The following is an 11,058-nucleotide window of genomic DNA, read 5'->3' on the forward strand; positions in this document are numbered from 1 at the left end:
TGCGGCCGTTCCGGGCGACCAGATTCAGCGTTCGCGCACAGCGTCCTCTTCGTGCACGGACTGCGCCGGCTTGACGAGGTCGCTGCGGCTCACCAGGCCCACGAGGCGGCGGGTGCCGGGGTGGTCCACCACGGCCAACCGTTCGAGCCCCGTCGTTGCCATGACCTGTGCGGCCTTCCGGCAGGTGTCGTCGGCGATGGCCACGTCGGCGTCATCGCCGTCGAAGAGGTCTCCTGCGGTGAGTGCCGCCGCGTCGCCGCGTGCGAGCCGGTCGCGGTCGAGCATGCCCACGAAGCGGCCGTCGCCGGTGACCACGGGGAAGGCGCGGTGCACCTGGCCCGCGCCGAACCAGCGTTCGGCCACCTCGGCCAGCGCCGTGTAGGCGGGCACGGTCTGCGGCGTGCGGGTCATCACGTCGCCCACGTGAACTCGTTCCTGCGGGTCCACGCCGTATTCCCGGTAGACATGCCGGCCGCGGCGGGCGATGCGCTCGGTCATGATCGAGCGGCGCATCAGCAACACGCTGACGCCGTGTGACACCGCACAGGCCAGCAGCAGCGGAAGCAGGGCGTTGCCTGCGCCGGTGAGGCCGAACGCGAACGCCGTGGCGGTCAGCGGCGCCCCCAGCACCCCGGCCAGCACCGCCGCCATGCACACGAGCGGCCACAGTGCCGCATCGCCCCCCGGCAGCACCGGCGACAGCACGAGGCCGAGCCCCGCGCCGATCATCAGCAACGGCGCCAGCACACCGCCCGAGGTGCCCGACCCCAAGGCCACCACCCACATCGCGGCCTTCACGGCCAGCAGCGACAGCGCGGCGCCGACCAGCAGGCGGTGGTTCAACAGGTCCGCGATGACGTCGTAGCCCACGCCGAAGGCCCGCGGCTGCCACCAGCCGCCCAGGCCCACTGCCAGCCCGCCAAGCGCCGGCCACCACATCCAGTGCAGCGGCAGGCGGTGGAACAGGTCCTCGACGGCATAGAGGGCCCGCGACATGCCCGCCGACAGCAACCCGGCCAGCACACCCGCCACGACACACGATGCCAACGCCGGCCAACCCGCGGGCGCCGTCTCCAGCGGGAACAGCCGGCCGGCCTCCAGCAGCAGCGGACGCATGAAACCTGCCACCGCGCACGCGATGGCCACGGGCAGCAGGCTGCGCGGCCGCAGCTCGAACAGCAGCAGCTCCACGCCCAGCAGCACCGCGGCGAGGGGTGTGCCGAACACGCCGGTCATGCCCGCGGTGGCACCGGCCACCAGCAACGTCTTGCGTTCGGAGGCGGACAGGTGGAAACGCTGGCCCAGCAGCGAACCGATGGCCCCGCCGGTCATGATGATGGGCCCTTCCGCACCGAACGGCCCGCCGGAGCCGATCACGATGCCCGACGACAGCGGCTTCAGGAGGGCCACCTTCGGCGACATGCGGCTCTTGCCGAAGAGGATCGCCTCGATGGCCTCCGGGATGCCGTGGCCGCGGATCTTCTCGGTTCCGAACCGGGCCATCAGCCCGACGATGACACCGCCGATCACCGGCAGCGCAATCACCCAGGCGCCGAGCGTGTGCCCGGCCGGCGACTGGTCGGCGATGGAGACCGTCTGGAAAAAGAACAGGTTCGTGAAAAAGCGGATCAGCGTCAGCAGCACGAGGGCGGCCACGGTGCCCAGCGCACCGATGGGCACGGCCAGCGCGGCGATCAGCAACAGGCGGGGTTGAGCCGCGTAGTCGCGGGCGGGGTGGGGCGAGAGGGCCATGGGAGCGTAGGATTCGACTGCGACGTGACCCCGAATTACATCACGTCATGATCTAATTTGACCGCCGCCGCACGATGCCCCCTCGTACCTCTTCGCGCACTTCTCCGCGCACTTCGCCGTTGTCCAAGGCCGATTTCGAGTCGTTGTCAGAGTTCCGCTACCAGCTGCGCCGATTCCTGCGCTTCAGCGAAGAGGCGGCGCAGGGGGAAGGACTGACCCCGCAGCAGTACCAGCTGCTGCTGCACGTGAAGGGCTATCCCGGCCGGGACTGGGCCACGGTGGGGGAACTGGCCGAGCGGCTGCAGATGCTGCAGCACGGCGTGGTGGCGTTGGTGGGCCGGTGCGTGGCGGCGGAACTCTTGACACGCGAGCCGGGTGAAAGCGACCGGCGCCAGGTGATCATTCGGCTCACGCCCGCCGGCGACACCTGCCTGCGGCGGTTGGCCGAACGGCACCGGGCCGAGTTGCAGGCGCTGTCAGGGGTGTTCCAGGTGGCGCACATCTCGGCCTTCAACGACCGCACGTGAGCTATTGCAAGGCGCGCATGGTGAGTGCCGACAGGTCTGCCACCGGCTGGCCCCAGCGGTCGCCGGCGGGTTCGGCCACCACATCGTCCACACGGAACGGGTTCGGCCGCAGGCAGCGCGGGCAGTTGTCGACGGCCTCGATAAAGACGAACTCGCACCCGTGGCAGCACATGGTGCCCGAGCGCAGCTCGGCCGCCGCCAGCTCGGCGAACACCGTGGGACGCATGGCCGCCACCGTCGCCAGGCAATCGGGGCAGTCCTCGTGCGGGTAGGAATGGTTGGCACAGAACATGGGGGGCTCCACGGCGCTGAACACACGCCAAGCCACGATGTTCCGCCCATCGGCCGTCGCCCGCGCGGGGAATAACACCCGGAATCGCTGCCAGATCGGGGGTGCGGCGCCTATCGGCTGGCGGCGGGCGGCAACGGGATGCCAGGCGACACGTTCACGGGCGTGGTAGCTGCCGGGATGTCGGGGCCTCCTGGTTCAGGCATCGAAGCGGAAGGACCCATCGAGGTCGTTCGGCCGTGCCGGATCAAAGGCATAGAAATCCGTGGCGGTGTGCCAGGGGTTGACCTCGATCAGGCGCAGGTCGCCGACGGTCATGTCCGCGGCGGGTTGGCGAAGCAGGCACAGGTCGAACACGGCGTTGTGCAAGCCCGAGCGCCGTGTGCATTCCGCGGTGAACACCAGCAACAGGGCCTGCACGGTGACGGCATGTTGCTCGAGCCGTGGATTGCGCACCCCGTCGGTGGGCCGCTGGCTGATGCCCACGCACTCGCCGTTGCGCACGAGGCAACGGAACTCCAGCCCGGTTGGAATGGGGACCCACTCGCGCAACGTGATCACGGGCAGGGCACCATCGAGTTCGAGCCAGGCGGCGTCCTCATGAAAACGCCGTGACTCGTGGAGCATCACGAGCGCGGTCCATGGGTCGTCGACCCGACCCGCCTGGCGCCGGAAGAACGGACTGTCCTTCGGGCTTCGGGTGTGGGTGCGGACGAAGGCCTGGCCGCCGAGCTTGTCGAGCGCGTCGTGCAGCTTCCCCAGCAAGCCGGCCACCACGGGATCGGAGCGGCCCCACACCGGCCCTTTCCACAAGGGCCCCTTCCGCACGGCGAGGGACTCGGCGACGTTGAGGTACACCGGCTCAGTCTTGAACGACAGGGCCTTCAAGGCCTCCGGCCATTCGGTCAGGAACGTGGGGCGGGCGTAAGCGAGAAACGCCCGCGGGTCGAGTGGGGTCATCGAGGGTGCCAGTCCTTGTCCGAATCGGGCGGCAATGCCATCTCCCAGGCGTTCCAGTCGGTAGGACTGCGCTCCATGCGGTTGATGAAATCGATGAAGTCGGAGGCTACCCAGGCGACGTTGTGGTACGGGTCGGACGCGGCGTCTTCTTCGCTGCCCAAGGCCTGGTAGGACCAGAACAGCACCTCGCCGAAGCGGTCCGGGCGGAGGTCGAACACATAGCGTCCCCCCCCGCCATCGCCGACAAACGCAAACGTCTGTGGGGGAAGAAGGTGACCGATGTCCTGGTGCGTTTGCAGGAGATTCGACGCGGTTTCGGGTTGACCGGTGATCCGGTAGAAGGAGGCCAGTGTTCCAGCATGGTCCGACACGTCGGCGGCGCTGCCGGCGGGCCACCACAGGCGCAGGATGGGAGGGCGATCGGGGTCGCCGCTCGTCAGCGTCGGATTGGCACCATTGAAGCGCAGCAGGTAGCGTTCGTAGTCCGTCGGAAGCGCGATGCCGCCGAGCGCGGCTTTGAGCGCGTCGATTTCTCCCTGCGTGACGGCGGGCCCTGCGTGCTCGAACGTGATGTCTTTTCTCAGCATGGTTCGGTTTTCCTGGAATCTCGGATCGGTGACGACCGACGCGCCACTGGTGTGTGCCGCGCCGCTGTCCACAGGGCGTGCCGTGGTCGGGTCCTTGTCGAGCGCGATCATTCCGGGCGCCAATCCATATCCGAGTCGGGGGGCAATGCAGCTTCCCAGATGTTCCAGTTGGCCGGCTCGATCTCGATGCGGTTCAGGAAGTCGATGAAGTCACGAGCGACCCATGCAACATTGTGGTACGGCTGCTGGGCAAGCATCTCCGCCCCGGCGAGATGCAGGTAGCTCCAATGGAGCACTTCGCCGAAGCGGTCGGGCCTCAGGTCGAAGAGGAATCGGCCGCCTCCGGCACTGTTTGCAAAGGCGATGCTCGACGGTGGCAGCAGGTGGGCGATGTCATGGTGCGTGGTCAGCAGGTCGGAGACGACCTTGGGGTCGACGTCGATCTTGTGCATCTCGCCGAGCATCACGCCGTGCCCATCGTCGGCGCCCGGTGACCCGACTGGCCACCACACTCGCAGCAACTGGCTCAAGGGGCGGTCGTCGAGGACGATGTCAGGCGCCGCGCCGTTCAGGCGCAACATGTAGCGTTCGTATTCCTGGGGCAGTTGGATGCCGCCCAGCGCGGCCGTCACGCGGTCGAGGTCGGCCTGCACGATGGCCGGGCCCGGGCGGTCGAACTTGATGTCTTTTCTGAGCATGGTGAATCCTAGAAGGTCTTGTCCTTGACGATCGACGCGCCGCCTGTGTGCGCCGCGCCGCTGCCGCCACTGGACATCGACTTGTTGTGAAGGTCTACCGGCAGCAACTCCATCGTGGCGCCATCCTCCTTGTGATGCCAGACATACCCGGGCGGTTCGGTCCCCTTGATCCCGGGACCCGGCCAATCCGGCTTGTTCTCCTTGATCCGCATCGCGTCCCGAGCCGCAGTCATGTCCGAACCAGTATTTCCCTTCATCGCGGGGATTTCCACGCTGTCGATCTTGATGGGAAGGCCGTCCTTGCCGGTCGCCGTGGAGAAGTCCGGATACCCATTCTTGTATTCAACGTTGTAGTCGCCACCTTCGCTGGTCCACTTGCCGTTGCCGCGCGACCCCGGTGGATCCCAGGTACCCCGCGTGGGCAACTGCGTGCCGAACTTCTGCACCTCGGGATCGCATTTCTTGCAGGCGTTCGCGGCTTCCTTGCGTGCGTCCTGGGCTGCCTTGGCTGCGGCCTTGCGGTTGGCGATGTTTCGGGCGGCGCGCGCGTCCTCCAATGCCTTGGCCGTGGTCTTGATCGACTCGGCAAGTTCTTTCAGCTTCTTGATGGCGCGGGCGCCCTTGGCCGTTTTTGCCACGGCGTCCCCGAGATACGGGATCATCGATACCGCCGACAAGCCCGCCCCGATCCAGTCGCCTTTGGCCAGGCTCATGACCGCGCTGATGCCGTCGCTGATCGGCGTGGGATCGACGATGCCGGCGGCATCGACTGCGCCCTGGGCAATTTCCCATTCCTTGCTCTGCGTGAGGCTCTTGAGCTTGTCTTCGAGCGCCGTGACCTGCTTGTCGGGGACCTTGTCGAGTTGCTGCAGCTTGTCGGTCATTTGGCTGGCGGCTTTCCATGGTCGCGCAGCCGGGCGGCTACCTCGTCCGCCCGAGCCTCCCAGTCGGCTGGCGTGCGACGGGCGCTCTCTGCCATCGCTCGGGCGAGGTCTTCCCTGGCCTGCGCCAGTTGCTCGGGTGTGGCAGGTGGGTACGGGCCAGGGCCCTGCGCCTGCTTCAGCCCCACCACCAGTTCTGCCCAGTCGTCGTCGGTGACCGGTTCCGTGGACAGGGGGCTCGACCGTTCGTCGGGATCGCGCCAGTAGCTGCCATCGCGGAACTCCCACGTCGAGGCCTCGAACCAGGCGTCATCGAAGTCGTCGCCGAAGATCCGGTCCCACCGCTCGGCCGCTTCGAGCGACGGGTCGCCCAACATCGCGGCGATCTGCGGGTGCTGGTCGAAGTTCGGGTTGATGCGGTACATCAGCAGCACGTAGGCCATCAGGTCCTGGTCGGCGGCAAGGCCGTGGCGGCGTGCCCGCTTGAAGCCGGCGAGGACGGACGCGCGGCGCATGCCGTCGGTTTCGCGGTAGGTGGGGTGGGCCTCGCGGATCGCGTCCATCGTGCGCTGGATGAAGGCCTCTTCGTCCTGCTGCAGCAACTGGTCGAACTGGTTCGGTGGAATGATCATGGCTCAGGCGGTCATCGCAACGGAGACGGTGTCGAAGGCCAGCCTCGGCTCGAATCCGCGTGCGCCGTGCAGCCGGCTGAACACCTGGGCGGTATCGGCGTCGTTGCCCTCCACGATGAACCAGTCGATGGCGTCGCGCAGGAATTCGTCGAGTTGCTCACCCGTGCAGGTGGGCAGGAAGGCACGCATCACGCGCGGGTCGTAGAAGCGGAAGTAGGCCCGCTTGCCGTTCGGCAGGGTGACGAAGAGGAAGTGGCGCAGGTGGTGGCTCAGCGCCTCGGGGGTGAGCGACGTGCCGAGGAACAGGCCCACGCTCGTGCCCCAGCCGTCTTGCAGGAGGCGGTCGGTCACCCGCGATTCGGGCGCCAGCTGCACCAGGTACGGGGCATAGCTGCCATAGGTAGCGGCCGACTGGCCGCGGTACAGGCTGGTGTAGGGGCAGTCGCCCCCCGCGAGCAGGGGCACCACCCCGGGGTCGCGGGCCGCGTCGAGCAGCGCGAACACGGTGGAGCCGGTCGAGAACAACAACGCCTCGATCCGGTCGGCCCGCAACAGGCGCCGCCGCCTTTCAGGCACCGTCGACACTTTCGACAAAGGGCGAGCCGTCGGCGGCCGCCTCGATCAGGCACTTGCCCTGGGCCTTGGCGCCGATCAGCACGGTGGGGAACCCGACCGCGATCACGCCGCCGTGCGCGGTCTTGTCGCCGAGGCGCGCCGCCGGCTTGCCGCCGATCAGCACCGTGGCCTCACCTTCGGCGATGGTGTCGGGCGGGCCCACGCAAAACGCCTTGTCGCCCTGGCGTGCCGCCGGCATGCCACCGATCAGCACGGTCACGCAACCCGGCGGCAGGATGGGGCCGCCCACGTGCGGCTTCGGGCCCGGATCGACCATCGGGCAGGTGTGCATGTCGGAGACGCGGGCGGCGGGTTGCATGGCGGGCTCGTGTCAGACCGGGTTGAACACGACGGTGCGCAGGCAGTCACGCGCACGCTCGGCGAACCCGAAGCTGAGCTTGCCCCAAGACTCCACGCGGGTGTAGCTGGCCTCTTCATCGAGTGACCGGCCGCGCGGGTAGTCGGTGAGTTGCAGGTTCTCGTAGCGCCCGAACACGGCGCTCTTCGGCACACACGCGCCGGACAGCGTGAGCACGAGGAATCCGGGGTGGGGTTGTTCCTTCTTGATGCGCAAGTCGAGGGTCTCGATCACCACGTCGTGGCTCAACGCGAGATCGGTGCCCTTGTAGAACGTGAAGTACTCGTTTTCGCTGTCGCGTGCAAGCACGACGTTCAGCGCGGACTCGATCTTGTCGGTGGCGAACGGCAGCCGCGTGGGCAGGTAGTCGATGACGGTCCAGAGGTCGAGGGTCTTCATGGGTTTTCCTTCGGGGAGGCGGCCTGCGGTGGAACAGCCGGGCAACACGATTGCAACCAGTGTTGCGGCGATCCAGCGGCGTGTGCGATCGGCCAGGTCATGGCTTCGCACCGTAGACCGAGTCATACCAGCCTCCGTAGTATTCGTTGTAGGTGGGGTTCGTGGGGCCCGAGACACGTTCGCCGTTGCCGAAGATCTGCCCGATCTTGTCGCGGGCGCCCGCGACGTTCCCGTCCTTCAAGGCCTGGTCGTAGGCAGCGTTGTAGCTCGGGTGGTTCGCCGGGTTGCCGGCAATGCCGATGTCGGGGCCGCCATTCTTCACGATCTCGCGCTGCACCTCGATGTTCTTCATCGTGGCCGCACCTTCGTCGCCCAGGGTGCCCTTGAGGTAGGCCGCCTTGCTGGAGCGGTCGTCGACGAACGGGTACTTCGCGTGGCCCACTTCGTGCGCGAGCACCTGCGTGGCCTGCTGGGGATCGGACTTGAGCGCGCTGTCGATCGTGATGACCTTCTTGCTGCGGTCGGCGTGGGAGCCACCGCCTGCCGGGCCGTCCTTGACCACCCAGCCATCCTTCTTGAGTTCGGCCAGGTCCTTCTGCAGGGTGGGCGACTTGGCCGCGATGTCGTCCACGTCGGGGCCGAGGCCCGTGGTTTCCTTGGCGGCCGGCGCACCCGCCGCCAACGCGGAAGAGGGCGCGGCCGGGCAGTTGATCTTCACCATCGGCGCGTTGATCTTGATCTCGCCCGGGGTCATCGTGATGGTGCTCGCGCCCACGGCCAGCACGAGTTTCGTGCTGCCTTCGATGAACACTTCCTTGCCGTTGGCGGTGATCTTGTCGGCGCCGGTGAGCGACATGGTCTTGCCGGCCTTGACCGTGACGTTGTCGCCAGCCGAGATGCCGCGGCTCTTGCCCACTTGCTCGTTGTAGACACCGCCCACCACGAAATTGGCGAGCCCCCCCACGTTGACGCTGTACCCGGCCCCCACGTTGACCATGTAGCCCAGCCCCACGTTGGCCACCTTGGCGAGGCCGACGTTCTGGATGTTGGCCATGCCCACCGTCTCGGTCAGGTTCTTCCCGATCTTGATGGCCTGGTTCTTTCCGATCGTCTGCTTGTGGTTGGCCCCGATGGTTTCGGTGTGGTTGCTGCCGATCTGCTCGGTGTGGTTGACGTCGATGTTGTTGAAGCGGTCGTGCTTGACCTGCACCATCTCGTCGTGGTCGATCACCTTGTTGCGATCGTGGCCCACCCAGTGGCTCTCGTCGTTCTCGACCTCGATGCGCTGGTTCTTCTCGGCGTGCAGCCACACCTCTTCGCTGCCCTTCTTGTCCTCGAAGCGCAGCGCGTTGGCGTTGTCGTAGCCGCCGCCCTGGCTCGAGCGGCTCAGGATGCCGGTCTGCGTCTGGTGCGCGGGCAGTTCCCACGGCGGCATGTTGGCGGCGTTGTAGACGCGGCCGGTGATGAGCGGCCGGTCGGGGTTGCCGTCGAGGAACTGGACGAGCACTTCCTGCCCGATGCGCGGCACCGCGATGAACCCGAAGTTGCTGCCGGCCCACGTGCTGGCCACGCGCACCCAGGCCGACGACTTCTCGTCGTACTTGCCTTCGCGGTCCCAGTGGAACTGCACGCGCACGCGGCCGAACTCGTCGCTGTGGATCTCGGCCCCCTTGGGGCCCACCACGATGGCCGTCTGCAGCCCGTAGATGCGCGGCTCGATGCTGTTGAACCCGCGCGCCGGCCGCCACGGGATCTTCTTGCGCAGGCACGTGATGCGGTTGTGGTAGTGGGCCGCGAGTGCCACGCCCGCGCTGTAGTTGTTCGCCGCGGTGTGTTGCACGTCGATCACGAGGAACTCGTGGTCGGTGGCGTTGCTGCCCAGCACCTCCTGGTCAAAGTGGCCGCCGAGGCGGAACCAGCGGCCCGGCAGCAGGCCCCGGAAATTGCCGATGGCCGAGAAGTGCTTGCCCGCGGCCTCGATCTCTTCCATGCGCAACCGCACGAAGGCCTGGCCCGCGTCGCGGGTGGGGAAACCGTAGGCCCCGGTGTACTCGTACACCTCCAGCTCGGGCACCTGGCCCTGCTGGTTCTGCGTGGGGGTGTCGCTCGACTGCGGCCGGGGGTTCTTGAAGTCGAAACTGGTTGCCGCGACCGACGTGGACGACAGGCGCCGCACCGGCGTGACCTGGTTGAAGCCGTGGTCCTCGGCCAGCGTGGCCTCGTCGTGGAAGGGAATGTCGGGGCCCGGTGCGTCCAGCGGGTTCGACAGCGTGGAGTCGCCGCTCAGCACCAGCGTGTGGCCATCGCGGCGGTGCTCGTACCAGTAATGCCAGCCGAGGGCTTCCCAGCGGCGGTGCAGGTAGTTGTAGTCGCTTTCGTCGAACTGCACCGCGTCCGTCATCACTGGGTCGGTGCCGAGGGCCATGGACCGCCAGTCGGTGGTTTCGTAGTCACCGAAGATCTGGGTGGTCTGCTCCTCCACGGTGGCCCCGTGGAAGATGTAGTTGTCCTTGCGCAGGCGCAGGAATGCGAGCCAAGGCAGCAGCACCATGTCGTACTGCGCGAGCCCACCCTCGATGGCGACGAAACGGAACTCGAACACGTAGCCGCTGAACCAGCGCGGCTCGCCTTGTTCGCGGGTCAGCTCGATGGTCACGAGCTTGCCCAGCACCGACTTCAGCGGGATGCGCGGGTCGTTCGACAGCACCTCGACCGTGAACTGGAAGTCCGCCGACAGGCGCTCCAGCGCGTCGAGGCGGTTCGCCACCATGGGCGCCCCGGGCCCATCGTTCTTCGGGAAATGCAGGCGCACCAGTTGGTGGTGCTGGCGACTCATCAGAGCCTGCAGTTGCTTGGCGCCTTCGATCAGATTGAGGGACAAGGCCGGACCGGTAGGGTGGACGATGCCGCGTATTAGACGCGGCGCAGCCGCATTCCCGACACGACGAAAGTAACTAGGGCTTGCGCACGATCCGGGCCACCACCGCCCGAACGTCCTCGTCGGCCAGCCCCGGGCCGCCGGCGCCGTCGGCTTGCGTGCGCACCAGGCGCACGAGGGTTTCACGGTGGGGGGTGAGGGGGCCGAAGAAGAGGGGATCGCCGCGGGATGCGATCAGCACCGTGGGGAAGTTTTCCACTTCGAGGGGGTCGACCAAGTCGGACTCGTCCTCGATGTCGATCCACACGAAACGGGCGTCGGGGAAGGCGGCGGCCACCGAATCGAACGTGGCGCGGTACTCGCGGCAGCTGCCGCACCAGGCGGCACAGAGGCAGGCCACCAGCAGGGGCTCGGAACGGTCGGTCGTGTGCATGGGTCCGGATCATCCCAAACAAATGACCGGGTTGCTGCCGGGGGTGGGA

Annotated in this window: 13 protein-coding genes; 1 reads left to right on the forward strand and 12 read right to left on the reverse strand. The window is 67.3% G+C overall.

The features are described 5' to 3' along the window. Positions 1-24: 24 nt before the first annotated feature. On the reverse strand, positions 25-1,752 hold the full coding sequence (locus tag ASC87_RS01795) for a chloride channel protein (protein WP_056655637.1): 1,728 nt from the start codon (positions 1,750-1,752) through the stop codon (positions 25-27). Positions 1,753-1,826: 74 nt separating this feature from the next. On the opposite strand from ASC87_RS01795, the gene ASC87_RS01800 reads away from it, so the two are divergent. Beyond that, entirely contained in the window at positions 1,827-2,279 is a 453-nt protein-coding gene (locus ASC87_RS01800) for a MarR family winged helix-turn-helix transcriptional regulator (protein WP_056655640.1), read from the forward strand. Between the two features lies 1 nt (position 2,280). Here the strand turns inward: ASC87_RS01800 and ASC87_RS01805 are convergent, their stop codons facing one another. The 11 genes from ASC87_RS01805 to ASC87_RS01855 form a co-directional block, all read right to left on the reverse strand. After that, on the reverse strand, positions 2,281-2,571 hold the full coding sequence (locus ASC87_RS01805) for a hypothetical protein (protein WP_056655643.1): 291 nt from the start codon (positions 2,569-2,571) through the stop codon (positions 2,281-2,283). Between the two features lie 195 nt (positions 2,572-2,766). After that, a complete protein-coding gene (locus ASC87_RS01810) occupies positions 2,767-3,528 on the reverse strand; it encodes a hypothetical protein (RefSeq protein ID WP_056655646.1) in 762 nt (253 codons plus the stop codon). Continuing rightward, complete coding sequence (locus ASC87_RS01815; protein ID WP_056655649.1) at positions 3,525-4,226, reverse strand: SMI1/KNR4 family protein; 702 nt, start codon at positions 4,224-4,226, stop codon at positions 3,525-3,527. Before ASC87_RS01815 ends, ASC87_RS01810 begins: the two co-directional genes overlap by 4 nt. Beyond that, positions 4,223-4,813: an SMI1/KNR4 family protein gene (locus ASC87_RS01820; RefSeq protein ID WP_056655652.1), complete on the reverse strand. Its 591-nt coding sequence runs from the start codon at positions 4,811-4,813 to the stop codon at positions 4,223-4,225. The genes ASC87_RS01815 and ASC87_RS01820 overlap by 4 nt, the downstream gene beginning before the upstream one ends. A gap of 8 nt (positions 4,814-4,821) precedes the next feature. Next, positions 4,822-5,697 carry an HNH endonuclease gene (locus ASC87_RS01825; protein ID WP_056655655.1) on the reverse strand — a complete coding sequence of 292 codons (876 nt, stop codon included), beginning with the start codon at positions 5,695-5,697 and terminating at the stop codon, positions 4,822-4,824. Continuing rightward, positions 5,694-6,326 (reverse strand): hypothetical protein, encoded by a 633-nt coding sequence (locus ASC87_RS01830; RefSeq protein ID WP_056655658.1) that lies wholly within the window; start codon positions 6,324-6,326, stop codon positions 5,694-5,696. The genes ASC87_RS01825 and ASC87_RS01830 overlap by 4 nt, the downstream gene beginning before the upstream one ends. A gap of 3 nt (positions 6,327-6,329) precedes the next feature. After that, positions 6,330-6,854: a DUF4123 domain-containing protein gene (locus ASC87_RS01835; protein WP_235582000.1), complete on the reverse strand. Its 525-nt coding sequence runs from the start codon at positions 6,852-6,854 to the stop codon at positions 6,330-6,332. Between the two features lie 40 nt (positions 6,855-6,894). Beyond that, entirely contained in the window at positions 6,895-7,260 is a 366-nt protein-coding gene (locus ASC87_RS01840; RefSeq protein WP_056655663.1) for a PAAR domain-containing protein, read from the reverse strand. Positions 7,261-7,272: 12 nt separating this feature from the next. Continuing rightward, complete coding sequence (locus tag ASC87_RS01845) at positions 7,273-7,698, reverse strand: hypothetical protein (protein WP_056655666.1); 426 nt, start codon at positions 7,696-7,698, stop codon at positions 7,273-7,275. 97 nt (positions 7,699-7,795) lie between these two features. Next, complete coding sequence (locus ASC87_RS01850) at positions 7,796-10,579, reverse strand: type VI secretion system Vgr family protein (protein ID WP_235582001.1); 2,784 nt, start codon at positions 10,577-10,579, stop codon at positions 7,796-7,798. Between the two features lie 73 nt (positions 10,580-10,652). Beyond that, the gene (locus ASC87_RS01855; RefSeq protein ID WP_056655670.1) at positions 10,653-11,009 is read right to left on the reverse strand and encodes a co-chaperone YbbN; all 357 of its coding nucleotides are present in this window, start codon (positions 11,007-11,009) and stop codon (positions 10,653-10,655) included. Between the last annotated feature and the right edge of the window lie 49 nt (positions 11,010-11,058).

Origin of the sequence: Rhizobacter sp. Root1221 (genome assembly GCF_001425785.1) — a bacterium.
In the GTDB taxonomy this organism is placed as follows: Bacteria; Pseudomonadota; Gammaproteobacteria; order Burkholderiales; family Burkholderiaceae_C; genus Rhizobacter.

Bases quoted from the DNA above. Each gene is read 5' to 3' on its own strand.
- ASC87_RS01820 (WP_056655652.1), bottom strand. From the start codon at position 4,813: ATGCTCAGAAAAGACATCAAGTTCGACCGCCCGGGCCCGGCCATCGTG.
- ASC87_RS01830 (WP_056655658.1), bottom strand. From the start codon at position 6,326: ATGATCATTCCACCGAACCAGTTCGACCAGTTGCTGCAGCAGGACGAA.
- ASC87_RS01825 (WP_056655655.1), bottom strand. From the start codon at position 5,697: ATGACCGACAAGCTGCAGCAACTCGACAAGGTCCCCGACAAGCAGGTC.
- ASC87_RS01815 (WP_056655649.1), bottom strand. From the start codon at position 4,226: ATGATCGCGCTCGACAAGGACCCGACCACGGCACGCCCTGTGGACAGC.
- ASC87_RS01795 (WP_056655637.1), bottom strand. From the start codon at position 1,752: ATGGCCCTCTCGCCCCACCCCGCCCGCGACTACGCGGCTCAACCCCGC.
- ASC87_RS01845 (WP_056655666.1), bottom strand. From the start codon at position 7,698: ATGAAGACCCTCGACCTCTGGACCGTCATCGACTACCTGCCCACGCGG.
- ASC87_RS01805 (WP_056655643.1), bottom strand. From the start codon at position 2,571: ATGTTCTGTGCCAACCATTCCTACCCGCACGAGGACTGCCCCGATTGC.
- ASC87_RS01800 (WP_056655640.1), top strand. From the start codon at position 1,827: ATGCCCCCTCGTACCTCTTCGCGCACTTCTCCGCGCACTTCGCCGTTG.
- ASC87_RS01855 (WP_056655670.1), bottom strand. From the start codon at position 11,009: ATGCACACGACCGACCGTTCCGAGCCCCTGCTGGTGGCCTGCCTCTGT.
- ASC87_RS01840 (WP_056655663.1), bottom strand. From the start codon at position 7,260: ATGCAACCCGCCGCCCGCGTCTCCGACATGCACACCTGCCCGATGGTC.
- ASC87_RS01810 (WP_056655646.1), bottom strand. From the start codon at position 3,528: ATGACCCCACTCGACCCGCGGGCGTTTCTCGCTTACGCCCGCCCCACG.